We start from the raw sequence: 24737 nt of genomic DNA, 5'->3' as shown, positions 1-24737 counted from the left end.
AACGGCACGCGACCGCTGATCCGCGCCGCCGTTGCCGCTACTCTTGGCAGCGCATTGCCAACCGAAGGGGACACCATGAAACCGTGCCGAGTCGCCGCGGGCCTGAAGCCCGCGCTGTTCGCTCTGCTGCTCACGATGAGCGGCGTCCTGCAGGCCACGGGCGCGCCGCAGGCGAAGTACCCGGACTACCCCAGCGAGACGCCGGCGAAGTTCGTGCCGGCCACCGCCGGCTTCGACTACGTCAAGCGCGACGTGATGATCCCGATGCGCGACGGCGTGAAGCTGCACACCGTCATCCTGATTCCGAAGGGCGCCAGCCACGCCGGCATCCTGCTCACCCGCACGCCGTACGACGCCAACGCGCTGACCACGCACGGCATGAGCGGCCACCTCGGGCCGATGCTGCAGGGCTACGACAACGCCGCCGACATCATCGTCGAGGACGGCTACATCCGCGTGGTGCAGGACATCCGCGGCAAGTACGGCTCGGAGGGCGACTACGTGATGAACCGGCCGCTGCACGGGCCGCTGAATCCCACCCCGGTGGACGACGCCACCGACACGTACGACACCATCGACTGGCTGGTGAAGAACATCCCCGAGTCGAACGGCAAGGTCGGCACGCTGGGCATCTCCTACGACGGCTTCGAGCCGCTGATGGCGCTGTTCAACCCGCATCCGGCACTGAAGGTCTCGGTGCCGATGAACCCGATGGTCGACGGCTGGATGGGCGACGACTGGTTCCACCACGGCGCGTTCCGCCAGCAGAACCTGAGCTACATCTACGAACAGGTCGCCAGCCGCGACAACGCGATCAAGTGGTGGACCAGCTACCACGACGAGTACGACCTGTTCATGCACTACGGCTCCGCCGGCGCGCTGGCCGACGCCTACGGCATGCGCCAGCTCGGCTTCTGGAACAAGCTGCTGGCGCACCCAGCCTACGACAGCTTCTGGAGCGAGCAGGCGGTGGACAAGCTGCTCGCCAGGGAGCCGCTGAAGGTGCCGGTGATGCTGGTGCACAGCCTGTGGGACCAGGAAGACATCTACGGCGCGCTCGCCATCTATCGCGCGATCAAGCCGAAGGACACCGGCGGCGACATGGTCAGGCTGGTGATGGGCCCGTGGCACCACGGCCAGGAGATCGACGAGGGCAGTTCGCTCGGCGCGATTCGCTTCGGCAGCGACACCGCGAAATACTTCCGCGAGAAGATCCTGCGCCCGTACCTGGCGCAATACCTGAAGGACGGCGCGCCGAAGGCCGACCTCGCGCCGGTCACCGCGTACCAGACCGGCAGCAACCAGTGGCAACGGCTGCCGCGCTGGCCGCTGGCCTGCGCCGACGGCTGCGCCACGAAGAGCCGCGCGCTGTACCTGCACGCCGACCACAAGCTCGGCTTCGGCGCACCCATCGGCCGCGATGCCTACGACGAGTACGTTTCCGATCCCGCGCATCCGGTGCCGTTCCGCGCGCGCCCGATCCAGTCGGTCGGCTACGGCGACGGCCAGACCTGGTCGCAATGGCTGGTCGACGACCAGCGCGAGGCCTCCGGCCGCACCGACGTGCTCAGCTACGTCAGCGACGTGCTCACTGCGCCGCTCACCATCAGCGGTGCGCCCGAGGTGAACCTGGTCGCCTCCACCAGCGGCAGCGACAGCGACTGGGTGGTCAAGCTGATCGACGTCTACCCCGACCAGGTGGCCGAGCAACCCGGGATGGGCGGCTACCAGCTCGCCGTGGCGATGGACATCTTCCGCGGCCGCTACCGCGAAGGCTTCGCCGAGGGCAAGCCGATCCCCGCCGACCGGCCACTGCCCTACCGCTTCGCCCTGCCCGCCGCCAACCACGTGTTCCTGCCCGGCCACCGCATCATGGTGCAGGTGCAGTCCAGCTGGTTCCCGCTGTACGACCGCAACCCGCAGACCTTCGTGCCGAACATTTTCCTGGCCAAACCGGCGGACTACGTGAAAGCCACCCAGCGCGTGTACCACGCACTGGCGCAGGCGAGTTTCATTGCGTTGCCGGTGGTAGGCGGCTGAACCGCGTAGCTCCTTCCCCTGCAAGGCAGGGGAAGGCCGGCGACCACAGGGAGTCCTTCAGGTGCGGGATGGGCTTTTGACCTGGGAGGCCGGATCAAGAGCAACCCAACCCCGGCTCTCCCTACCTTGCAGGGGGAGCGCGGTGACGATCAGTCCACACGTTGCTCCTTCGCGATCGCCATCGCCTGATTCACCGCATCGATGACGATTTCCGGGCGGTCGTACTGCACGTAATGACCGCTTCTCGGCACGATCATGTTCACGCCATGGGTCGACATCGCGGCAATCTGCGTGTGCATGTCTTCCCAGATCAAGGTGTGCTTGTCCTGCACCTCCTGGGTCCAGTTTTTGTTCCTGGGATACGGCGAGTGCGTAAGGACGATGATCGGCATGTCGCCAAAATCCCTGCGCGTTGCGCGCGTTTGATCCGCACTTGCGTAGAAGAGATTCTGCCGTTCCGACGCAAAGGCCGATTGCCATTTGAGTGACGCCCCATACCCCAGCATCGCCTCGTTGATGGCCTTGCTGTAACGCGGGTCGTCGTCGCCGACACACTTCGCGTAGGCAGGTGATCCTTTGCGGATGAAGCCGTCCTTTGCCGCATCGACGCAACTGGTGTCTTTCAGGCCTGCATCCCACTTTTCCTTCTGGCCCGGAGCTTCGATGGCCCACGACCGGGTCGACTGGTCCTCATGCGAGCCCTCGACCATACCAACCACTTCGTCGCGGTAATGGTCCGCGAACACTCGAACGGTCATTCCAGCCGCCGAGTGCCCCACCAGGATGTACGGCGGCTTGATGTGGGCGGCCTGCAGCAAAGCATGCAGGTCTTCCGCCATATTGCTGGCCGTGCCGGGACGCGTGGCCGCATCGCTGAAACCCAGGCCGGCACGGTCGTACGAGCAGGTCCGCGTCCGCTTCGCCAGCGCCGGTTGCACCAGCGCCCAGGAAATCGTGGAGTCGCCCATGCCGGCATCGAGAACCACCGTGGGCGAACCGGAACCGCGGCAGTACAGGTTCATGCGGCGTCCGTGGTCCATGTCCACCAATTGCTGCGGCTTCGCGTAAATCGGATCGGTGACGATCGGCGGCCTGGGCTTTTCCTGGCCCAGGCATGGCACGGGCAACATGGCGCCCGCGGACAGCCACACGGCGGCCGCGATGGATCTATGCATGGATTCCCCCGTTCCGAACCTCTGTCAACGAAGCCACGAATCTGACATGTGGCGCACTCCGTTCACAACCCGTACGCGCGAAGCCGCCAGGCGGCGCTAGCGCGGATCGCCCTTCGCCGCGGATATCTGCAGCCGCAGAATCCGCCGCAATTCCAGGATCGCCGCCGGGGTTTCCTGCACGCTGTGCCAGGACGGGATCGCCAGCTCGGAGTCGGCGCCGTCCAGGTGCGCGCTGCGGTACGGCACCACGCCGTCGCTGCTGTCCTGCAACGGGCCCTTCGATTTATAGACGCCGACGATGGTGTGGTAGTGCACGCGCGGCGAGATCGGCAGGTTCGCCGCGGCGACGATGAACGGATCGGTATCGCTGAGGTTGTCGATGCTGTTGGACACGTGCAGCGACGGCCCTTCGCCGGCATCGCCGGTCTTCAGCAGGTCGGCGATCTCCGCCATTTCGTTCAGCACGACGACCGGCAACCGGATCAGGTTGCCGAGCCAGCGCGCGAGGCGATGCTGCGCATACGGCGTGCCGCGGTGCGGTGCGGCCAGGAACACCGCGCGGGTCACCTGCGGCATCGGGGTGAACTGCAGGTACGGCGCCAGGCGCTGGCGCAGGCGCTGACGCTTCGCCGCCGACAGGTTCGCGCGCAGCGGGATCAGGCTCCACAGCTTGTCGCCGCTGGATGACACCAGCAGGCGCGCGATCAGGCCGCCCATGCTGTGGCCGATCAGCACCATGTTCTGCGAGGCGCGCGCCTGGCCGGACGGGTCGTAATGCTTCAGCGTGGCATCCAGCGCCTTGCGGATGTTGGCCAGGTTGACCGCGACTGGCAGGTTGGTCGGGTAGTAGACCTCCCACACCTGGTAGTTGCGACGCAGTTCCTCGTCGCCCATCACGTCGTTCGCCACGTTGACCCACGCTTCCGGGCTGCTGGCCAGGCCGTGCAGCATCACCACCGTGAGCCTGCCGGGATCGTACGGCTGCATCAGCAGCACGCGCGGCGTGCGGATGCCGCCTTCGCGCCCCAGCAGCGAGCGGATGGACTGGCTGGCGAAGCCCGAGCGGGCCAGCCACACGCCGTAGGGTGCCGTGAAGTTCGCCCCCAGCGGCACCACCTGCCCGCCTACGGCAAGGCTGTCGTCGCGGTAGGGGGAGCGCACCAGCGGGCGCACCCGCCGCGTCGCCAGCACTTCAGCCAGCGTGTCGCCGTCGAACACCAGCGCACCGGTCATCGGCACATAGCGCGGCTCGCGCCACGGCTCCGCGGCATCGGCCTGCTCCGCCGGCGCGACGCCCACGAAGTCGGAGCCGAAGCCGTCGCGCCGGTATACATTGCGCAGGCCGTTGAAGCGCAGGTTGGCCGCCGGGATCAGTTCCGTCGGCACGCGGGCATCGCCGGCCATGCGCACGTCGCTCTGCGGGCGCAACACGGTCCAGCCGGCCAGCGTGGCCTGCGTCCAGTGCGGGTCCAGCCGCGGCAGCTCCAGGAACAGGCGGCTCAGCACCCGCTGCACGGCCAGGTTGTAGAACCCCGTCACCTGCCCCTGGCGCGATTCGAACGCGCGCTCGGCGGGCGAGCGCGCGGTGTAGAACAGGTACGCGTAGGCGTAGCGCGCGGCCTGCAGGTAGGCATCCAGCGTCGCATCGTCCATCGCCTCGCCGTGCCGCGAGCGCTCCGCCCCCAGCGCTCGGCCCAGCCACAACTCGGCCAGCGCCGAGAGCCGCTGCTCGTCGGTCAGCCCCGCCGAACGGGCCACCGTGTCGGTGCAGGCGGCGAACTCGCGCTGGCAACTGTCGACCGCCAGCGCCACCACGTTGAGCGACTGCATGGTGCGGTCGCTCAGGCGGTCGGTGCCGATGACATCCGCACGCCGCTGGTTGACGTAGTCGTCGGTCCTGACGCGGCTCACCCCGACCATCGCGCAGGCGTTGAGGCCGAGCAGCCCGATGACGGCGACGCCGCGCGCCACCCAAGTGCGGATTCCGGCGCTCACCGGCCTGCTCTCATCTGCAGCATCCCCATCGGCGTCTGGTCCCGGCCCCGGCAGTGCGGGGATTGTAGCCGCCGCATCGGGGGCCGGCATTGTCACGCCGCGGCCAAAGTCGCAGGCTAGCCGCATGGACGGACGCGCGGAAGCACGATGGCCAAGAAGCATGGGGTGATCGGCAGGGCGGCGCTCATCGCGGCGGTGTCACTCGCCGGCTTCGTCTCCGGGGCGTGGGGCGCCATGGCGCTGTGGTACCAGTTGCCCGGCAACGCGACCGTGCGCACGCTCGGCGGCATCCTGTGGGCACTGGCCGTGATCGCCCTGGCCGCCATCGCCATCGCCCGCCGCAGCTGGCTGCCGCTGGGCGCCTATGCGGCGATGTACGCGCTGCTGCTGTGGTGGTGGGCGGGCATCGCGCCGTCCGCCACGCGGACCTGGGCCGACGACGTCGCGCGCCAGTTCACCGGCACGGTGGACGGCAGCGAGGTGACCCTCCACGACGTGCGCGACTTCGACTGGCGCAGCGACGACGACTACGACGCGCGCTGGGAAACCCGCCGTTACGACCTGGACCGGCTCGCCTCGGCCGACGCGGTGCTGTCGTACTGGGGCAGCCGCGCGATCGCCCACGCGATGGTCTCGTTCGGCTTCGACGACGGCCGCCGCGTGGTCTTCTCGGTGGAGATCCGCCGCGAGCGCGGCGAGCAGTATTCGCCGATCGGCGGCTTCTTCAAGCAGTTCGAGGCGGTGCTGGTGGCCGCCGACGAGCGCGACATCATCCGCGTGCGCACCAACGTGCGCGGCGAGGACGACTACCTGTATCCGCTGCGCATGGACAAGGCGGCCATGCGCGCGCTGTTCCTCTCCTACGTGCGTGCCGCCAACGAGCTGGCGACGACGCCGAAGTTCTACAACACGATCACCTCGAACTGCACCACGATCGTCTACCGCATGGCCCGGCAGATCGAGCCGGGGCTGCCATGGGACATCCGCCTGCTGCTGACCGGCTACCTGCCGGACTACCTGCACGACGTGGGCGCGGTGGACCGCAGCGCGCCGGTCGACGAGCTGCGCCGCCGCGGCCGCATCACCGAACGGGCGCGGCGCACGGCGGCGGGCGATGATTTCTCCCGTGCGATCCGCGCCGACCGCTGAGGACTTGTTCCCGGGCGCCTCGCGTCGCCGCCGCGTGGCCGTGCGGACGAACCGCCGCGACCTCGCCGCGATGCGCTGCGCCGCGGCCCTCAGCCCGCCAGCGCGAAGCGCGTCACCCGCGTGCCCGGATCGGCTTCGACCAGGGTCACCTTGACGTCGGCGCCGAGCGGCAGGCTGGACGTGCCCGAGATGCCGGCCTCGATCGCCGGCTCGCGCACGATCACCGTGCCCTTGTCGGGGTCGTCGTGGGCGACCTCGACGATCGCACCGTCGAACACTTCGCCCACGCGCGGCGCCAGCACGGCGGCCTCGGCCAGGTTGAGCACCGCTCTTTCGTACTGGCTGGCGCGGTGGCCGGAAGCCTGCATGGTGGCCGGCAGGCCCGGCAACGCGACCAGCGCCCAGCCCGGCACCGGCTGCTTCGCGCACAGCGCCACGCAGACCTCGCCGGTGTAGCGGTCGACCAGCCGGCGCAGCGGCGCGGTGGCGTGGGTGTACTGCGCGGCCAGTGCCGAGTGCGTCGACTGCGCCGGCAGCGCGCCGTCGAACGCCGCGTAGCCGGCCCCGCGCAGCAGCGTGGTGCAGGCGGTCAGCATCGCCACGTGGACATCCTTCGCGGGGTCCAGCGAACGGATGAAGCCGGGGTAATCCAGCCCGGGCGGCCAGGCGATGCCGAGTACCCGCGCGGTGACGCGCAGGCGCTCGATCGCGTGCGGATCGGGCGGCGGCAGGGTGCGCAGCAGGCCCACCTTCGCCTGCACCATCAGGTACGCCGCGGCCATCCCGGTCAGCAGCGAGATCTGCTCGTTCCAGTCCTCCAGCGGCAGCCGCGCCCGGAACGCCAGCACCCAGCGGTCGTCGACCACGCTGACCTCCTGCTCCGGCAGCGGCAGGCTGACGCCGCCGCGCGACTGCTCGCGCTGCCGGCGCAGCTCGCCGATCTCGCGCAGCACCGCCCACATCGGCTCGGCCGCGCCGGCGTCGATGCGCTGCTGCACGCCGGCGTAGTCCAGCCGGGCGCGGCTGGTCACCCGCGCGCGGCGCACGTCGACGGCAATGCCTTCGCCGGTCTTGTCCAGCTCCATCGTCCACAGCAGCGCCGGGCGCAGCTGGCCCGGCAGCAGCGAGGCGGCGCCTTCGGACAGCGCCTTCGGATGCAACGGGATCCGGGCATCCGCGCCGTACAGCGTCTCGCCGCGGCGGTGCGCCTCGAGGTCGACCGGGTCGCCGGGGCTGACGAACGCGGCGACGTCGGCGATCGCGTAGTGCACGCGGTAGCCGCCATCGGTGCGCTCGACGTGCAACGCCTGGTCCAGGTCCATCGAGCCGGCCGGGTCGATGGTGACCAGCGCGATGTCGCTGCGGTCCAGTTCCGGCAGGCGCGGGTTCGCGGCGGCCTTCGCGGCGGCGGCCTCGACTTCCGGCGGGAACGCCGCCGGCAACTTCAGCTCGGCCTGGATGTCGCGCATGCCCTGGGCGATCACGGCGTTGCCGGCGGGCTGGATGTGCAGGCGGCGGGTGGTCGACATGGACGATCCTCGGTGGCGGTCGGCGACCCGGGCTGGAGCGCATGCCCGTCGCACCGCCCGGAATATACACGTGCCGGGCAGGACTACCGAAGTCGGCGCGCAAGGTGTAGAAACAGCGGCGTCACCATCCAGTCTCCGCCCGATCCGATGACCGACACGACGCTGCTGATCCGCCTGGCCGAAGACGACGACGATTTCATCCTCTCGCTGACATCGCGTTTCGTGGATTTCACCCTGCCGCCATGGCGGCGGCGGCACGAGTGCGTGGAAGGCATCCGCAAGGACCTGCTGCGGCACCTCGAGGACCAGCCGCCGAACAGCTTCCTGTTCGTGGCGGAGGACGCAGACGGCGAACGGGTCGGCTTCATCCACCTGCAGCGCACCGCGGATTTCTTCACCGGGCGCAGCAACTGCCACATCTCCGACCTGGCGGTGGTGCCGCACCGCGAAGGCAACGGCGTCGGAAGCGCTCTGCTGGCGCACGCCGAAACGTGGGCGCGCGAGCACCAATGCCAGTTGGTGACGCTGGCGGTGTTCCCCGGCAACGAGCGCGCCCGCGCGCTGTACGAAGCCAGCGGCTACGCCACGGACCTGCTGCGGCTGGCCAAGCCGGTACGCTGAAGCCGCCAGCGAAAAAGCCGCCCGGAGGCGGCTTTTTCATCGTGGGCAGGTGGCCGCGCGGTCAGTTCGCCGCGCCGGCAGCCGCCTCGGCTTCCTCGCGCGTGTCGAGGCGACGGGCCAGGCGGTCGATGTTGGTCAGCGACAGCAGATGGGCATAGACCCAGCCGAGCACGCCTTCGCGCAGGAACTCCTGGGTGGTCTTCTCGTCCAGCTCGCGCAGCTTCTGCTCGTTGACCACGTACAGGCCGTTGAGGTTGATCGAGCGGCCCTGCTGGCCGTCCTTGCCTTCCTTCTGCAGCTGGACATTGCGCGCCTCCAGCAGGTCGTGCTTGACCAGCTGCTCCATGAACCACTTGGTGCGCGCCACGTTCTGCTGGAACTCGCCGAGGAAACCCACGGCGTTCGTCAGCAGCTCGCTGTCGGTGCCGTCTTCCTCGAACAGGCGCTGGCCTTCGCTGTCGCTGAAGCCTTCGTACTGTTCGTCGAGGAACACGGTGAAATCGTCGCCGTCCTGCCCGGCCGGCTTCTCGGCCAGCACGAACGGATAGCGCCGCACGAAGGCCGGGATGTAGGTATCCGCCGCCCACTGGCCGTTCGCGTCGACGTACAGGTTCTCGTTCTGGCGCAGGCCGAGCAACGCGATCGGGCCGGTGTCGGCCGCGCTGGTGCCGGCGAACAGGATCAGCAGGTCGCGCGCGGCGATGCCGAACTCCACGCCGGTCAGCGGCACCGAATGCGCGTTCATCGCGAACTTCACGTTCGGCACGGTCTTCATGCGCAGGTTTTTGTGATCGTTGCGGTTGAGCGGCACCGGGCGCTCGTAGAAAAGGACTTCAGCCACGTTGTCTACCTCTGCCGCCGCCGTGCCGGGTCACCACCGAAGCGCCCCTACCAAACCCGGCGCCGGATCTGTGTTGACTGCCGATCATATCAGTGCCCGCCGGCGGCGGCGACTGTACGTCCGCGGCGCTCCCTGCCCCATCTGCATGCGAATTGCAACGAAATTGTTCTATGCTGGCCCCGGACAAGCATTCCCGCATTGCCGAAACGCTCTTTCGACGCCCTGGCTGAAGGACGATTTACATGCTGATGGAAGTGCCAAGTCGGGCCGACCTCAACGCGACCCGCGTGTTGTCGCTGGACGCCGCCGGCCGCATCCTCGACTGGATCAGCTGGCAGGAGGCGGTGTGCCTCTACGTCCGCGACGCCGTCGCCTGGACGCTGGGCGACCCCTGCCTCACCGTGCGCGGCGGGCACAACCGCCTGCTCGGCACGCAGAGCCGGATGCACCTGCACCCGATCATCGCCAGCACCGGCCACTGCCGCGAGCACGCGATCGACCCCGCCCCAGCCCTGACCAACACCGCCCTGTTCGCGCGCGACCGCCACATCTGCCTGTACTGCGGCGACCACTTCACCCGCGCCGAGCTGACCCGCGACCACGTGCTGCCGATCTCCAAGCGCGGCCGGGACGAGTGGGAGAACGTGGTCAGCGCCTGCCTCGCCTGCAACCTGAAGAAGAGCAACCGCACCCCGCAGGAAGCCGACATGCCGCTGCTGGCGGTGCCGTACCGGCCGAGCTGGGTGGAGCACCTGATCCTGTCCAACCGCAACATCCTGGCCGACCAGATGGAATTCCTGGTCAGCCGGCTGCCGCGCGACCGCCGTTCGATGAACATGCCGGTGGCCGCCTGAGTCCAGCCGGCGGCAGGCGCGGCCCGGTTCCGCCCGGGCGCCGCCAGGTTCCGTTCACCTGCCCGCCCTTGCCCCGCCCCCGCGCTGGGCCAACAATACGCAGATGAACGACCTTTCCCATTACCCCCACCTGGCGCCGATCGAAACGCCGGCCGACCTGCGCCGCGTGAGCGACGAGGATCTGCCCGCCGTCGCCGACGAACTGCGCCAGTACCTGATCGAATCCGTGGCCAGCTCCGGCGGCCACTTCGGCGCCGGTCTCGGCGTGGTGGAACTCACCGTGGCGCTGCACCACGAGTTCGATACCCCGCACGACCGCCTGGTGTGGGACGTGGGCCACCAGTGCTATCCGCACAAGATCCTCACCGGCCGACGCGACCGCATCACCACGATCAAGAAGAAGGATGGCCTGGCGCCGTTCCCGCGGCGCGAGGAAAGCGAGTACGACGCCTTCGGCGTCGGCCACTCGTCCACCTCGATCTCGGCCGCGCTGGGCATGGCGATCGCCGCGCAGCGCAAGGGCGACAAGCGCAAGGTGGTGGCGGTGATCGGCGACGGCGCGATGACCGCCGGCATCGCGTTCGAGGCGCTCAACCACGGCGGCGACGTCGAACCGGACATGCTGGTGGTGTTCAACGACAACGGCATGTCGATCAGCGAGAACGTGGGCGCGATGACCAAGATGATGGCGCGCGCGATGGCCAGCCGCCGGCTGAACGAGCTGCGCGAGCGGGCCAAGCGGGCGATCCCGAAGCAGTCCTTCGCCGGTCGCTGGTTCAAGCGCTGGGAGGAGCATGCCAAGGGCATGTTCGTGCCTTCCACGCTGTTCGAGGAACTGGGCTTCCACTACACCGGCCCGATCGACGGCCACAACCTCCCGCAGCTGCTGCAGGCGCTGCGCACGGTGAAGAACCTGCCCGGCCCGCAGCTGCTGCACGTGATCACCACCAAGGGCAAGGGCTACGCGCCGGCCGAGCAGGCGCAGATCGAGTACCACGCGGTCGGCCCGTTCGACCCCGAGGCTGGCCTGGTCAAGAAGGCCGCGCCGGCCCGGCCCACCTACACCGACATCTTCAGCGACTGGCTGTGCGACCAGGCCGCCGCCGACGAACGCCTGCTCGGCATCACCCCGGCAATGCGCGAGGGCTCCGGCCTGGTGCGTTTCTCGAGGGAATACCCCGATCGCTACTTCGACGTGGCGATCGCCGAGCAGCACGCGGTCACGCTGGCCGCCGGCATGGCCTGCGAAGGCGCCAAGCCGGTGGTGGCGATCTACTCCACCTTCCTGCAGCGCGCCTACGACCAGGCGATCCACGACGTGGCGCTGCAGAACCTCGACGTCACCTTCGCGATCGACCGCGCCGGCGTGGTCGGCCCGGACGGCGCCACCCATTCGGGCAGCTTCGATCTCACCTTCCTGCGCTGCCTGCCGAACATGGTGGTCATGGCGCCGGCCGACGAGAACGAGTGCCGCATGATGCTCTCCACCGGCTTCCACCACGCCGGCCCCGCCGCCATCCGCTACCCGCGCGGCACCGGTCCCGGCACCGCGATCCACCACCAGCTCGACACCCTGCCGATCGGCAAGGCCGAGCTGCGCCGGCGCGGCCACGGCCTGGCCCTGCTCAGCTTCGGCGCGATGCTGGCGCCCGCCGCCGCGATCGCCGCCGAGCTGGACGCCAGCCTGGTCAACATGCGCTTCGTGAAGCCGCTGGACGAGGCGCTGATCGTGGAGTTGGCGAAGACCCACGACGCCTTCGTCACCCTGGAAGACAACGCGGTCGCCGGCGGCGCCGGCTCCGCCGTGGCCGAATGCCTGGCCGCGCACGGCCTCACCCTGCCGATCCTGCACCTCGGCCTGCCGGACGTGTACCTCGAACACGGCAGCCGCGAGGAAGTGCTCTCCATGGCCGGCCTCGACCTGCCCGGCATCCGCCACGCGATCCGCGCGCGTTTTCCGCAGCTGGCCGCTGTCGTGGCCAACGCGGGCTGATCCCGGTCGGCGCGTAGGAGCGCACCCTGTGCGCGATGCCCTTGGCTTCGTTCGACATCAGAGCATCGCGCACAGGGTGCGCTCCTACGCGTTCCTGCGGCTGCCGGAAACGCGGTCGCGTTGTTCCAGGTCCTGCGCCGTGAATATCCCGGTGTAGCCGGCATCGGCGAGCAGCGCGCGGACGGCGACGCCCTGGTTCCAGCCGTGCTCGAACAGCAGCCAGCCGCCAGGCTCCAGATGCGTGCGGGCATCGCGCACGATGCGGCGGATGGCGTCGAGGCCGTCGGCGCCGGAAACCAACGCCGCGGCCGGTTCGAAGCGCAGGTCGCCCTGCGCGAGGTGCGGGTCGGCGGCTTCGACGTACGGTGGGTTGGAGACGATCAGGTCGAAGCGCTGGCCGGCGAGCGGCGCCAGCCAGTCACCGTGCACGAAGGCGACGTTGCCGATGGCGTGGCGCTGCGCGTTGCGCTGGGCCACGGCGAGCGCTTCCGCGCTGGCATCCGTGGCGACGACGTGCGCGTGCGGGCGTTCGCTGGCAATGGCCAGCGCGATCGCGCCGCTGCCGGTGCCGAGGTCGGCCACGCGGCAGGCGGCGTCGGGTGGCAGGCGCTGCAGCGCCAGCTCCACCAGCAGCTCGGTTTCCGGGCGCGGGATCAGCGTGGCCGGCGTCACCTCCAGGTCCAGCGACCAGAAGCCGCGCCGGCCGGTGAGGTAGGCCACCGGCTCGCCCGCGGCGCGGCGTTCGAGCAGCGCCGAAAAAGCCGTCTGGACGTCCATCCGGGGCACGTCGTCGGCATGCGCGAACAGCCAGCTGCGCGGCTGCCGCAGCACATGCAACAGCAGCAGTTCGGCGTCGGCGCGCTCGCCTAGCCGTGCGGTGGCGGCAGCCAGCAGGCTTCGGATATCAGGCATGCGGCGGCTCGGTCGTCGAGAGCGGCGGCGGCGTCACGCCCGGCTTCGGCACGCGCTTGCGCCAGTAGCCGCCGCGCGTCCACGCGCCGAACGCCCAGCGCAGCCAGTCGATCAGCGACCACGCCAGCCACAGCGCCCACGCCAGCATGGCCAGCTTGTAGACCCACAACGGGACGCTGAACACGCCGGCGCCCGGCAGCGCACCGGCGCTCTGGTCGGCGAACCAGCGCAGGTTCCACGCATCGGACGCGTTGCCGGCCACGTGCATGTCGGGCAGACCGAGCAGGCCCTTCGGCACCGCGCCGATCAGCACCGCCAGCGCCAGCAGGGTGAGCAGGGCGAGACCCAGCTGCATCAGGTTGAACTTCGTGCTGCCCAGCTGCTCGGCCTGCGTGCCGCGCGCACGCAGGCCGAGCAGGATCAGCCAGGCCACCACCAGCGCGTAGGCACTCCACGCGAACGCGGAGAAGCCCAGCCCCAGCAGCAACCAGTGGCGGAAGCGCAACGGCGTGGGCGCCCAGCGCGCCAGCAGCCAGGCGGCGAGCAGCAGCACCACCAGCTGCGACCAGTACAGCACCGCCGGCCCGGTGGTCGGCCCCCACGTCCACAGCACCCAGCGATCCTGCGGCAGCTGCAGCGCGAGGTCGATGTTCGCCACCGGCGCGCGCAGCGCGAATAACGGCGTGCGCGTGCGCGCGGCGACGCCGTGCGGCTCGCGCAGGCGCAGCGTGTAGCCGTGTTCGCCCGGAAGCAGCGGCAGGCCGAGCGCGCCGTCGCGCACGGCCAGGTTGACCGGTACGCCGTCGCGGTTCGCGTCCAGCAACTCGGCGCCGGCAGGCAGGCCGATCGCGTGTTCGCCGCCGCGCGTGCTGCGCGCGCGCAGGCTCAACGTGGTCTCGGTGGCGCGCTCGCCGGCGCGGCTGACCACCTGCACGCCGTCGAACGCCAGGCTGTCGCCGGCGATCGCCACCGGCTTGCCGAAGGCCAGCTGCAGGCTCTCGCCGGGCAGCGGTTGGTACAGCAGGCCGTCGTCGCTGGCGCTGGTCGGCACGCCCTTCGCGTCCACGTGCCACATCGGCGCGGCGTGGATTTCCCATACCTCGGCACGCTCACCCAGCGCCGGCGCCTCGAGCGCGAGCGTCGCCGCGTGGTCGAGCCGGCTGCTCCAGCTCACCTCGCCGCTGTTCGCGTTGAAGGTGATGCCGATGCGGCCGTCCTTCACCAGCGCGCCGTCGCCCAGCGGATGCTCGCCCGGCAGCAGCGGCAGCGTGACGCTGAAGCCGCCACCCTGCGGGGCGATCCGCTCGACCGTGTTCTCGACGGTCCAGTCCACGCCCAACTGCAAGCGGCGGGTCAGCCGCACGTACGGCGGGAAACTCTGCACGGGTGGCAGATCCTTGCCGTCGCTGGCGGTACGCATGCGCTGCAGCGCGATGCTGTCGCCCAGCGGGCGGCCGTCGTCGATCCCGGCCAGCGACCAGCCCTGGCCGCTGAACCCGATGCGCTGCGGGCGCAGCGCGAAGCGCAGGCTGGCGCTGTCCGCCGCGCCGATGCGGTAGCGCAGGCTGATCCGGTGCACGCCGCGATCCAGCCGCAGCAGCAGCTGGTCGCCGCGACGGCCGAGCGGCGCATTGGCACGGCCGTCCACGCCGACGTCGACGAGCTGCAGCGCATCGTCCGCCTGCGGCAGCGGCAACGCGACCGTCGCGCCGACGTGCGCTTCCAGTGCCACGTCGAGCGTGTCGCCGCCGGCCAGCAGTTGCGCCTGCGCCACGGCGGCGCAGGTCGGCGCGCATTTCGGCGCCTCGGTGAGCCGGCTGCGCAGCTGGTTCAGCAGCTCCTGGCTGGGCAGGCTCTGCGCATGCACGCCGGCCGGCAGCAACGCGATGGCCAGCAAGGCCGCGCTTGCCGCGCCGCCACTACGCCAGTCGCGCCAGCGACCGCGCAGCGGCGTCAGCAGCAGCGGCACCAGCTTCGCCAGCAGCAGCGCCAGCAACCCCACCATGACCACCCGCAGCAGCCGCACCAGCCACGCCGGCGCGATCACCAGCCGCGTGCCCTGCTCTGCCGTCACTGGACCGGACCAGCCGAGCCGGTAGTCGTTGCCCTGGTCCCAATGCGGCGTGCCCGCGCCGGCCTGGATCACGCTGCGGCTGTCGACGGCACGGCCGACAGCCGGGCCGGCATACCTCGGCTCCGGAAGACTCGCCGCGGTCACGGCCACCGCACTCAGCGCCGCATTCGATCCGCCGCGCGATACGCCCGGCGCCGAGAGTGCCGTTGAAGCCAGCTCGCCCATCGGAGGAGCCGGCGCAGGCATGGCCTGCTCTTCCACGGCCGGCGACGCCACTTGCTGCTTCATCTTCATCCGCGCATTCGCATAAGCCTCGTCCCGCACTGCCTGCGCGGCATAGCCCGCTGCGACGGCCCGCCCCTGATTTCCCGCTTCGAGCTGCGGATGCAGCGCGTACTGCAGTTGCGTCGCGGCGAACGGCAGGGTCCACAGCACCGCCAGCGCGAAGATCGCCACCGCGGCTGCGCGCGCCGCCGCGCGCAGCCGCCCTTCCGGCAAGGCGCGCAACAGCAGGGCCAGCGCCAGCACCGCGGCCAGCGTCCACAGTGGTGCGCCGTGCTCATGCTGGGCCAGCGCCAGATAGGCCGCCGCCAACAGCGCCCACGGCCAGCCGAGCAGGCGCCCGGCCAGCAGCGCGATCAAGGCCACCACGAACAGGTCGAGCAGGCTCCACTGCGCCACCCACGAATCGGGCGAGCGGTCCACGCCGGTGGCGCCGAGCAGGCGGTAGCCGTATGGCAGGTGCAAGGTGGCGTCGATGCTTTCCAGCGGCAGCTGCCATCCGGCACTGGGAATCTCGCCGCGGTGCGTGGACAGGCGCAGGCCGGCGTCCAGGTCGAGCTGCTGCTCGCGCAGCTCGACGCCGCTGCGGCCGCCCTCACCCTTGCTCACCAGCAGCGGCTCGCCGCCTTGGCTGGCCCGCTGCAGTTGCCACGGCGCCGCCACGTCGAGGCGCTGGTGATGACGCAGTTCGCCGCTGAGGCGGTCGGCCACGCTGAGCCCGCCGCCGTCGAAATCCAGCCACAGCTGGCGCTGCAGGTGCAGCTGGTCGCCCTTGCCGCCCTCGTCGCCGCGCGTGCCTTGCTCGACCGCCAGGCCCGCGCTGTCGTCCAGTACGAACGCCGGCAGCTCGCGCCATTCGCCCGGCACGCCGGCCTGCGCCGCGTCGGTGGCGTGGCCTTCCACCCGGGTGCTGCGCAGCGCGGGATCGTCGACATAACTCCAGGCCTCCTGCCGCGGCCACGGCGCCGCCGGCAGTTTCAGCGCCACCCTGGCCAGCGGCGCGACGCTGCGCGCCTCCAGCGTGACCGTCCACTGGCCCGGCCGCAGCTGCACGCGCAGCCGGCCGTCGTTCTCCAGCCGTGCGGGCAGCTCGCCGGACAAGGCGGTGGCCATGAAACCCTCCGGCAACACCGGCCCCAGCGACTGCTCGCGGGCACTGCCCGCGACGTTGAACTGCAGCTGCGTCTCCAGCGTGGCCGGCAGGCCGTCGGCCAGGCGCCGATACACGCGCAGCGCCAGCGCATCGGCGGCGCGCTGCGCGGCGGCGGCTTCGCCGAGGGTGAGCTGTTCGCCATTGCGCTCGATGCGTGCCACCGCCGTGCCGTCGACGCTCAACGCGACCAGCCCGATCGTCATGGGCACGCGCAGCCGCGCCGGGCGCATCGACCACGGCAGCGTGCCGCGCAACTGGTAGTCGCCGGGCGCCAGCCACAGCATCGGCTGGTCGCCCCGCTGCAGCACGGTGGCCGGCTGGTTGTTCGCACTGACCTGCTGCGGCCAGCTGCGCGCATCGCCGGGCAGCGCCACCCAGCTCGGCGCATCCGCGTGCACGTCCAGGCTGAAGCGGCCGCCGTCCTTGCCGGCATCCAGCACCAGGCGGCCGGGCCACGCGCACTGGCGATTGCCGGCGTTCGGCGCCTGGCTGGCGAGGAGCGGGCAATCGTGCTGCGGCACGTCATGCAGCACCCAGCCCTGCCAGTCGCGCAGCGGCGGAGGAACCTCCTGCGCCGGCAACGGCGCCGCCAGCAGCAACCACAATCCCAACAGTCCGAGTGTCCGGGCAAGCATGCGTCTCTCCCCTGATGCCATGCGGCCGGCACAGTGTAAGTGGAACATCGCAGACGCACAGCCGGGCCTGTTCCGGCAACGGCCACGCTGCCAGCCGGCGGCGGTTACCGCTTCAACGCAGCAGGCGGCACCGGGGGGTTGCGTGTCGATGGCCATGGCGAAGGCATCCGCCTGAATGCTCTCGCCGCTGGCCGGCCGCAGCCGCCGCTCTCACCCCGAAACCGCGAACACGCACTCGTCCGCCCCGCAACTCCGGCAGCAGACGGGAAAGACCGACAACCCGCCCGGCGCGATGGCCGGGCCGAGCAGACCTTCCAGGAAGCCGCCGAAGAAGCTGCAGCCGGAGCGGCCGTGCTGCGCGCACAGCGGGCTGTGCCGTAGGTGTAATTGGCCGCCGCGCCGCTCGACCTCGACAAACGCATGCAGTGCCGGCACGCCGATGGCATCGAGCGCCGCCCCCAGGTCCAGCCCGGTATCCAGCGCATACTCGCGTTCGAACAGCCAGGCGCCGACGCGCTGTCCGGCCAGCTGCAGCGATGCTTCGCGCGCGCCGGCCGCGACGGCGCGATCCAGCGCCAGCAGGCGCGGCAGGATCCGCGGGTACTCGTGCGCCAGGTCGGCCAGCGCCTGCCCGACCGCCGGCGCGTCCGCCTCCAGCGCCAGCAGCTCCACGAATGGCGCGGGCGCGGACTTCGCCGACGTGGGCGCCGGCGGGCGCCGGTAGCTCATCATCAGCTCCTCGAACGATTCCGGCGCCGGCGCCACGGGGACGCTCGGCACGACATCGACGAACACGGGTGCCACGACCGGCGCCACCGGCTTCGCCGCCGCCGGTGTCGCAACAGGGGCTGCCGCCCGGGTTGCGGCGGGACGAGTACGTGTCGGTGCCTGTGTCGGTGCGGGCTCAGGTACGGATGCTGGCGCAGGCGTGGGCGCCGGTGCGGGCACAGGTACGGACGCCGGTGTCGCTGGCCGAGGCGCCGCCGGAGGGGGTACATAGCTGGCGAGCGGGCGCGAGGCGGCGAAGTGCGGTCGCGATTCGCCTTCCACGAACGGTTCAAGCTCGAAGCTGATGATGCGCTCGTAGCCCTCGAGCGCCGCCTGCAGCTCGCGCCGTTTGCGCGACGGGCCGCACACCACCATGGTCAGCAGGGCGCCGTTCGGATCCTGCACCAGGCGTTGCCGCTGCAGGATGAAACCACATGCGGCGGCCAGCCGGCCGACCTCGACGATCAGGCCTCCCCGTCTCTCCGAGAGTGCCTGGATTTCCAACTCGATCATCATCTCCCCGCATGCGATACCGGCGTTCCGCCGCCCATGCTACGCCGGCCGTATTGCCGAAATGCTGACGCGCCCGGCAAAAAAGCCCCGCCATGGCGGGGCTTTTTGCCGGAGCGGCGAATGCGCTCAGCGCAGGATCGCGGCCGGGTCCTGCTTCGCCTTCAGCGCGCTGCACAGCTGGATCGATTCGCCGGTCTGCGCCAGGCCGCGGCCGATGCCGGCGGCATCCTTCTCGTGGGCCTTGAAGAACGCCTGCAGGCGATCGTACTCGGCGCTGGAGCAGCCGCCGCCCGCGGCCATCGACGGCAGGCGGCCGCCGGAGAAGCTGCCGGTGCGCTCCAGGATCTGCTGGTAGTGCGCGGTGAACCACGCCCACATCGCGTCGCGCTGGGCCAGCGTGTCGCGGCTGCCGCGCAGCAGCATGCCCATCTCGCCGACCTTCACCGGCTTGGTCAGCGCGAAGTTGCGCACCTGTTCGGCCAACGCGGGATCTTCCACGCTGGCCAGGCCGCCGAGGATGCCGTTGCGCAGGGCCGCGTCGCTGGTTCTGGGCAGTTCGGCGACCAGCGCGTCGACCGCGCTCTTGCCGCGTTCCTGCACCGCCACGCCCAGCGCGTCGCCGAGCAGGTCGGGATCGGCGGCGGCCAGGTCCAGGCGGCCATCCACCTTCGGCTTCAGCGCCGCCTCGCCCTGCCGGAGCAGGGCCGCACGCACTTCCGGCAGCTTGAAATCGAACGCCAGCGCGCTGGCCAGGCTGCTGCGCATCAAGGCGTCGTCTTCGGATTCGCCGGCCTTGCGCTGGTAGCCCAGCTGCTCCAGCCGCGGCAGGTAGGCGGCCTTCGCCCACGCGGCCAGCCGCGCGCGCTGGGCGTCAGTGACGGCGATGCGCTGATAGAGCCCGCCGGCCATGCCCAGCGGCGCGAGGGCCACTTCGCGGATCTTCGAGCCGGTCAGCGGCTGCAGCGCGGCCAGCACCTGGCCCGCGTCGAGGTCGCCATGGCGGAAACTGGCGTTGATCGCGTCGGCGTAGGCGAGCTGCTCGGCATCGCCGAGCTTGCCGATCTGCTTGACCAGGCTGTCCAGCCCGGCCTTGTCGAGGCTGAAGCGGTAGTAGCCGCTGGCGTTCGCGTTCGGCATCACCCAGGTCGGCGTGCTGGCGCCGGGCAGTTCCATCGCGCCGGTGGCCTGGTCGAGCATCTCGCAGGCGACCTTGCTGCCGGAGACCACTCCGTAGCGCACGCACACCGGCACGCCCCAGATGCGCTGAGGGTCACCGCCGCTGCCGACCGGCAGGTAGCGGCTCTGGCTCAGCTGCAGCACGGTCTTGCCGTCCTTCTGCTCAAGCCGGGTCGCCACGTACGGCACGCCGGACTGGTCGAGGAAGCTCTTGAACGCGTGCTTGAACGCGTCGCCCTTGCCGGCCGCGGCGGCGATCGCCGAGACCAGGTCGTCGGCGGTGGCGTTGCCGAACTTCTGCTTCTGGATGTAGGCGCGCATGCCCTTCTGGTAGATGGGCTCGCCGACATAGCTCTCGAACATGCCGATGACGCTGGCGCCCTTCTGGTAGGTGATGCCGTCGAACGCGGTCATGATGTCGCCGTTGCCGGTGATCGGCTGGCGGATGCTGCGCGCGCTGGTGAGGCTGTCGTTGCTCATCGCGCCCTGCGCGCCGCGTACGCGGTCGAGGTCGGCGCGGTATTCCGGGTGCACCCGCATGGTGACTTTCTGCTGCATCCAGGTGGCGAAGGCCTCGTTGAGCCAGATGTCGTTCCACCACTCGGTGGTGACCGTGTCGCCGGTCCACTGGTGGGCCAGCTCGTGCGCGTTGACGTTGAACGAGCCGCGCACGTTGCGCGCCGGCGAATCCTTGTCGAGCAGCAGCAGCCAGTCGCGGAAGGTGACCAGGCCCGGGTTCTCCATCGCGCCGGCCTCGAAGTCCGGCGCCGCCAGCAGGTCGAGCTTGTCGAACGGATAGCCGAAGCCGTAGTAGTTCTCCAGCGCATGGATGATGCTCGGCGTCTCGCCCAGCACGTGTTCCATGCGGTGGCCCTCGCCCTTGGCCGCGATGCCGCGCAGCTTGAGCGGCTTGGCGCGGTACGCGTCGGGCGAGATGTCCGGGCCGTCGACGATGTCCCACGGGCCCACCGCGAACGCGACCAGGTAGGTGGGCAGCGGCAGCGTCTGCGCGAAGGTCACGGTCTTCCAGCCCTTGCCGGCCGGCTGCTCCTTCACCTGGCGCGTGTTCGCCACCACGTTCTCGTGCTCGGGCACGGTGATGGCGATGTCGAACGGGGTCTTGAAGCCCGGCTCGTCGAAGCCCGGGAAGGCGAAGCGCGCGCTGATCGGCTCCATCTGCGTCATCGCGTACGGCTGGCCCTTGGCGGTGACCTTGTACAGGCCCTGCAACTGCTGGTTGAGCGGCGCGGTGTAGTCGAGCTTCAGGGTCAGCTGCTGCGGCTTCAGGCTGCTGCCGAAGTCCACCCGCGCCACGCCGGCCTTCGGATCCACGGCGACGTACTTGCCGGCGTGCGCCTTGCCGGCGGCGTCGGTGATGGTCACCTTCGACACCTTCAGCCCGGCGCCGTCCAGCCACAGGTGGTCGGAGGCCTGGGTCAGCTTCAGCTTGATCGTGGTGGTGCCGGAGAAATCGGCTTGCGCGGGATCGACCTTGAACACGAGCTGGTAGGACTGCGGCACCGCCCAGCCCGGCAGCCGACCCTGCGGCGCCTGGTCGGCGGTGGCGGCGAACGCGGCGCCGCAGCAGGCGGCCAACGCGGTAAGCAGAAGCGGACGGGCGAGACGGCGCATGAGGATCTTCTCTGGCGGTGGGGAAACCTTCACGCTAGGGCCGCCATGACCTGGGCCCCAGTGCCAGAAGGCATGGCGGCCGCCAGGGGGAGATCCGGAAAAAAAAACCGGCGGCAAGGCAAGCCTTGTCGCCGGTTTGGGGAAACCCGCGCGTCTGCGGGGGAGCAGGAGGGGGAACTCCGACGCGCGGGGTGCTGCGGGCAGAACGTGTGCGCAGGATAGGTCCCGCACTTGCATCGTTCCAATTGATTGTTACCATCCCGGCTATAGCGTATGTCTATTGCCAGCCCGGACCAGCCATGAACCTGCGCGACCTCCAATACCTGGTGGCCCTCGCCGAGCACCGGCATTTCGGCCGCGCCGCCGAGGCCTGCTTCGTCAGCCAGCCCACCCTGTCCACCCAGATCAAGAAGCTGGAGGATGAACTGGGCGTGCCGCTGGTCGAGCGCACGCCGCGCAAGGTGCTGCTGACCGAGGTCGGCCGCGACATCGCTGCGCGTGCGCGCGACGTGCTCAACGAGATCGAGCAAATCCGCGGCGTGGCCCGGCGCACGCTGGACCCCGAGTCCGGCACCGTGCGCCTGGGCATCTTCCCCACGCTGGGCCCGTACCTGCTGCCGCATGCGCTGCCGCTGGTGCGCCAGGCGTTCCCCAGGCTGGAACTGCTGCTGGTCGAGGAAAAGACCGAGGCGGTGCTGCGCATGCTGCGCGAGGGCAAGCTCGACGCCGGCATCCTCGCGCTGCCGCTGCACGAGGACAGCCTGCACACCGAATTCCTGTTCGAGGAACCGTTCCTGCTGGCGGTGTCGGACGCGCACCCGCTGGCGCACAAGCAGGGCCAGCTGAAGCTGGGCGACCTGTCCAACCAGAACCTGCTGCTGCTGGAAGACGGCCATTGCCTGCGCGACCAGGCGCTGGAGGTCTGCCACCTGGCGGGCGCGGGCGAACACAGCGGCTTCCGCGCCACCAGCCTGGAAACGTTGCGGCAGATGGTGGCGGCGAACGTGGGCATCACCCTGCTGCCGGTCACCGCGGTGAAGCCGCCGGTGGCGCCGGTGGAGAACCTGCACCTGATCGAATTCAGGGGCCACCCGCCGAGCCGGCGCATCGCCATGGTCTGGCGCAAGAGTTCGGCCATGGACGGGTTCCTGCAACGGCTGGCGGACGTGTTCCGGCAACTGCCGGCGGACCTGCTCGACGCCCATACGGCGGCCACCGCGCCGGCCGCGCCGCCGGCACCGCGCAAGGCCGCCCGCCGATAGCCGCAAGCTATCCAGGCGATCTAGACAATCAATTTCATCGCGCGCCTGCCGGGCGCTAGGCTCGGCCGGTCAGGCCGTCAAGACCGCAAAGGCACAAACCCTCCCAGCCCAACGCCACGAGGTGATGTCATGAGCAACTTGAAAGGATCCCGCACCGAGCAGAACCTGAAGGACGCCTTCGCCGGCGAGTCGATGGCCAACCGCCGCTACCTCTACTTCGCCGCCAAGGCCGACGTCGAGGGCTACAACGATGTTTCCGCGGTGTTCCGCTCCACCGCCGAAGGCGAGACCGGCCACGCCCACGGCCACCTGGAATACCTCGAAGCGGTGGGCGACCCCGCCACCGGCCTGCCGTTCGGCGGCACCCAGCTGAACCTGAAGAGCGCCATCGCCGGCGAGACCCACGAGTACACCGACATGTACCCGGGCATGGCCAAGGCCGCGCGCGAGGAAGGCTTCGGCGAGATCGCCGACTGGTTCGAGACGCTGGCCAAGGCCGAGCGATCGCACGCGAACCGCTTCACCAAGGCGCTGGGCGAACTGGGCTGAGGGAATGGCACTTAAGCTCGTCATTCCCGCGAAGGCGGGAATCCAGTGACTTCAAGAGTGGTGAGTAGTGTGAAAGACACTGGATCCCCGCCTTCGCGGGGATGACGGCGCTTAAGCAAATCCCAACCGGATCAGGGAGACGACGATGGCCGATCCCATCCACGACACGCGCGAAGGCAATCTGGATGCACCGACCCGGCATCCGCTGAACTGGACCAATCCCGAGTTCATGGACCAGCAGTCGCTGGACGCCGAGCTGGAGCGCGTATTCAACATCTGCCACGGCTGTCGCCGCTGCGTCAGCCTGTGCCACGCCTTCCCCACCCTGTTCGACCTGGTCGACGCCTCCGCGACGATGGAGGTCGACGGCGTCGACAAGGCCGACTATCCGAAGGTCACCGAGCAGTGCTACCTGTGCGACCTGTGCTACCAGACCAAGTGCCCGTACACGCCGCCGCACCCGTGGAACGTGGATTTCCCGCACCTGATGCTGCGCGCCAAGGCGGTGGCGTTCGAGCGTGACGGCGCGCCGTTGTCGTCGAAGATCCTGTCCAGCACGCGCACCGTGGGCAAGCTCGCCTCGATCCCGGTGGTGGTGCAGGTGGTCAATGCCGCCAACCGCAACCCGGCCGCGCGCCAGCTGCTGGAAAAGGCCATGGGCGTCGACGCGAAGGCGCGCGTGCCCGAGTACTACGCACCCACCGCGCGCAAGCGCCTGCGCGACCTCGACGGCCGGGGCGAGGCGGTGCCCGCGGGCAGCACCCGCGGCAAGCTCGCGCTGTTCGCCACCTGCTACTGCGACCACTCCGCGCCCGGCGTGGTCGAGGATCTCGCCGCCGTGCTGGCGCACAACGCGATCCCGACCCGGCTGGTCGAGCAGGAAAGCTGCTGCGGCATGCCCAAGCTGGAACTGGGCGACCTGAAGACGGTGACGAAGTACAAGGAGCGCAACATCCCGGTGCTGGCGAAGATGGCGCGCGAAGGCTGGGACTTCACCGCGGCGATCCCGTCCTGCGTGCTGATGTTCAAGCAGGAGCTGCCGCTGATGTTTCCCGACGACGCCGACGTCGCGCTGGTGCGCGACCGCTTCTTCGATCCGTTCGAATACCTCGCCGAGCGCCACAAGGCCGGCCTGCTGCAGACCGACTTCAGGCAGTCGCTGGGCAAGGTCGCCTGGCAGGTGCCATGCCACCAGCGCGTACAGAAGATCGGCCCGAAGACGCGCGAGATCCTGCAACTGGTGCCGGATACCGAGATCACCACCATCGAGCGCTGCTCCGGCCACGACGGCACCTATGGCGTGAAGCACAAGACCTACGCGCTCTCGCGCAAGCTGGCGAAACCGGTGGAGAATCGCGTCGAGCAAGCCAACCCCGACCACTTCACCAGCGACTGCCCGATGGCCGGCGGCCACATCGCCCACGGTCTCGACGACAAGCCGGCGGCGGAACATCCGCTGAGCCTGCTGCGCAAGGCCTACGGCATTTAGAGGAGCGAGTGGAGCGGAGTGAGGAGTGAGAGAAAGCCTCGCAACCCGCCGCGCCGCTCTTGCTTTTGCCCTCTCTCACTCCTCACTTCTCTTCC

The 24737-nt window shown here is 69.9% G+C and carries 16 protein-coding genes; 8 read left to right on the top strand and 8 right to left on the bottom strand.

The window, feature by feature from the left end; translation table 11 throughout:
- The first annotated feature begins 75 nt into the window (after positions 1-75).
- Positions 76-2040, top strand: a complete 1965-nt coding sequence (locus AC3WRN_RS04275; protein WP_492622024.1) for a CocE/NonD family hydrolase — start codon at positions 76-78, stop codon at positions 2038-2040.
- Positions 2041-2189: 149 nt separating this feature from the next.
- Here the strand turns inward: AC3WRN_RS04275 and AC3WRN_RS04270 are convergent, their stop codons facing one another.
- Positions 2190-3215, bottom strand: coding sequence for an alpha/beta fold hydrolase (locus tag AC3WRN_RS04270; protein ID WP_492622023.1), 1026 nt, complete (start codon positions 3213-3215; stop codon positions 2190-2192).
- A gap of 96 nt (positions 3216-3311) precedes the next feature.
- Positions 3312-5135, bottom strand: a complete 1824-nt coding sequence (locus tag AC3WRN_RS04265; RefSeq protein ID WP_492622042.1) for an esterase/lipase family protein — start codon at positions 5133-5135, stop codon at positions 3312-3314.
- A 222-nt stretch (positions 5136-5357) separates the two neighbouring features.
- Between AC3WRN_RS04265 and AC3WRN_RS04260 the strand changes: the two genes are divergently transcribed.
- On the top strand, positions 5358-6359 hold the full coding sequence (locus AC3WRN_RS04260) for an Lnb N-terminal periplasmic domain-containing protein (RefSeq protein ID WP_492622022.1): 1002 nt from the start codon (positions 5358-5360) through the stop codon (positions 6357-6359).
- Between the two features lie 89 nt (positions 6360-6448).
- Here the strand turns inward: AC3WRN_RS04260 and AC3WRN_RS04255 are convergent, their stop codons facing one another.
- Positions 6449-7888 carry an RNB domain-containing ribonuclease gene (locus AC3WRN_RS04255; RefSeq protein WP_492622021.1) on the bottom strand — a complete coding sequence of 480 codons (1440 nt, stop codon included), beginning with the start codon at positions 7886-7888 and terminating at the stop codon, positions 6449-6451.
- A 147-nt stretch (positions 7889-8035) separates the two neighbouring features.
- Here AC3WRN_RS04255 and AC3WRN_RS04250 point away from each other — a divergent pair, with 147 nt between their 5' ends.
- Positions 8036-8509, top strand: coding sequence for a GNAT family N-acetyltransferase (locus tag AC3WRN_RS04250; protein WP_068096065.1), 474 nt, complete (start codon positions 8036-8038; stop codon positions 8507-8509).
- Positions 8510-8570: 61 nt separating this feature from the next.
- Here the strand turns inward: AC3WRN_RS04250 and AC3WRN_RS04245 are convergent, their stop codons facing one another.
- Complete coding sequence (locus tag AC3WRN_RS04245) at positions 8571-9350, bottom strand: SapC family protein (RefSeq protein ID WP_492622020.1); 780 nt, start codon at positions 9348-9350, stop codon at positions 8571-8573.
- Between the two features lie 242 nt (positions 9351-9592).
- On the opposite strand from AC3WRN_RS04245, the gene AC3WRN_RS04240 reads away from it, so the two are divergent.
- Both AC3WRN_RS04240 and dxs read left to right on the top strand, forming a co-directional pair.
- Positions 9593-10204: an HNH endonuclease gene (locus AC3WRN_RS04240; protein WP_068096069.1), complete on the top strand. Its 612-nt coding sequence runs from the start codon at positions 9593-9595 to the stop codon at positions 10202-10204.
- A gap of 103 nt (positions 10205-10307) precedes the next feature.
- Positions 10308-12197, top strand: coding sequence for a 1-deoxy-D-xylulose-5-phosphate synthase (gene dxs / locus AC3WRN_RS04235; RefSeq protein ID WP_068096071.1), 1890 nt, complete (start codon positions 10308-10310; stop codon positions 12195-12197).
- Positions 12198-12281: 84 nt separating this feature from the next.
- Here the strand turns inward: dxs and prmC are convergent, their stop codons facing one another.
- The 4 genes from prmC to AC3WRN_RS04215 all read right to left on the bottom strand — a co-directional run bounded on the left by prmC (position 12282) and on the right by AC3WRN_RS04215 (position 21342).
- Positions 12282-13109, bottom strand: coding sequence for a peptide chain release factor N(5)-glutamine methyltransferase (gene prmC / locus AC3WRN_RS04230; RefSeq protein ID WP_492622019.1), 828 nt, complete (start codon positions 13107-13109; stop codon positions 12282-12284).
- Positions 13102-17253: a hypothetical protein gene (locus AC3WRN_RS04225; RefSeq protein ID WP_492622018.1), complete on the bottom strand. Its 4152-nt coding sequence runs from the start codon at positions 17251-17253 to the stop codon at positions 13102-13104. The genes prmC and AC3WRN_RS04225 overlap by 8 nt, the downstream gene beginning before the upstream one ends.
- 210 nt (positions 17254-17463) lie before the next feature.
- Positions 17464-18534 carry a hypothetical protein gene (locus AC3WRN_RS04220; protein WP_492622017.1) on the bottom strand — a complete coding sequence of 357 codons (1071 nt, stop codon included), beginning with the start codon at positions 18532-18534 and terminating at the stop codon, positions 17464-17466.
- Positions 18535-18660: 126 nt separating this feature from the next.
- Complete coding sequence (locus AC3WRN_RS04215) at positions 18661-21342, bottom strand: M1 family metallopeptidase (RefSeq protein WP_492622016.1); 2682 nt, start codon at positions 21340-21342, stop codon at positions 18661-18663.
- 299 nt (positions 21343-21641) lie between these two features.
- Between AC3WRN_RS04215 and AC3WRN_RS04210 the strand changes: the two genes are divergently transcribed.
- The 3 genes from AC3WRN_RS04210 (at position 21642) to AC3WRN_RS04200 (ending at position 24642) form a co-directional block, all read left to right on the top strand.
- On the top strand, positions 21642-22604 hold the full coding sequence (locus AC3WRN_RS04210) for a LysR substrate-binding domain-containing protein (RefSeq protein ID WP_068094887.1): 963 nt from the start codon (positions 21642-21644) through the stop codon (positions 22602-22604).
- Positions 22605-22733: 129 nt separating this feature from the next.
- A complete protein-coding gene (locus AC3WRN_RS04205; RefSeq protein WP_068094890.1) occupies positions 22734-23153 on the top strand; it encodes a rubrerythrin family protein in 420 nt (139 codons plus the stop codon).
- 145 nt (positions 23154-23298) lie between these two features.
- A complete protein-coding gene (locus tag AC3WRN_RS04200) occupies positions 23299-24642 on the top strand; it encodes a (Fe-S)-binding protein (protein ID WP_492622015.1) in 1344 nt (447 codons plus the stop codon).
- Positions 24643-24737 lie beyond the last annotated feature (95 nt).

Source organism: Rhodanobacter sp. FW101-FHT13A11 (assembly GCF_058790335.1).
Note: the sequence above shows the minus strand (reverse complement) of the source record. Positions and strands in the feature narration are given on the sequence as shown.

Coding starts and splice junctions, on each gene's coding strand:
- AC3WRN_RS04220 (WP_492622017.1), bottom strand. CDS start 18,534: ATGATCGAGTTGGAAATCCAGGCACTCTCGGAGAGACGGGGAGGCCTG.
- AC3WRN_RS04210 (WP_068094887.1), top strand. CDS start 21,642: ATGAACCTGCGCGACCTCCAATACCTGGTGGCCCTCGCCGAGCACCGG.
- AC3WRN_RS04200 (WP_492622015.1), top strand. CDS start 23,299: ATGGCCGATCCCATCCACGACACGCGCGAAGGCAATCTGGATGCACCG.
- AC3WRN_RS04255 (WP_492622021.1), bottom strand. CDS start 7,888: ATGTCGACCACCCGCCGCCTGCACATCCAGCCCGCCGGCAACGCCGTG.
- AC3WRN_RS04275 (WP_492622024.1), top strand. CDS start 76: ATGAAACCGTGCCGAGTCGCCGCGGGCCTGAAGCCCGCGCTGTTCGCT.
- AC3WRN_RS04240 (WP_068096069.1), top strand. CDS start 9,593: ATGCTGATGGAAGTGCCAAGTCGGGCCGACCTCAACGCGACCCGCGTG.
- prmC (WP_492622019.1), bottom strand. CDS start 13,109: ATGCCTGATATCCGAAGCCTGCTGGCTGCCGCCACCGCACGGCTAGGC.
- AC3WRN_RS04260 (WP_492622022.1), top strand. CDS start 5,358: ATGGCCAAGAAGCATGGGGTGATCGGCAGGGCGGCGCTCATCGCGGCG.
- AC3WRN_RS04265 (WP_492622042.1), bottom strand. CDS start 5,135: ATGGTCGGGGTGAGCCGCGTCAGGACCGACGACTACGTCAACCAGCGG.
- AC3WRN_RS04270 (WP_492622023.1), bottom strand. CDS start 3,215: ATGCATAGATCCATCGCGGCCGCCGTGTGGCTGTCCGCGGGCGCCATG.
- AC3WRN_RS04205 (WP_068094890.1), top strand. CDS start 22,734: ATGAGCAACTTGAAAGGATCCCGCACCGAGCAGAACCTGAAGGACGCC.
- dxs (WP_068096071.1), top strand. CDS start 10,308: ATGAACGACCTTTCCCATTACCCCCACCTGGCGCCGATCGAAACGCCG.
- AC3WRN_RS04250 (WP_068096065.1), top strand. CDS start 8,036: ATGACCGACACGACGCTGCTGATCCGCCTGGCCGAAGACGACGACGAT.
- AC3WRN_RS04225 (WP_492622018.1), bottom strand. CDS start 17,253: ATGCTTGCCCGGACACTCGGACTGTTGGGATTGTGGTTGCTGCTGGCG.
- AC3WRN_RS04215 (WP_492622016.1), bottom strand. CDS start 21,342: ATGCGCCGTCTCGCCCGTCCGCTTCTGCTTACCGCGTTGGCCGCCTGC.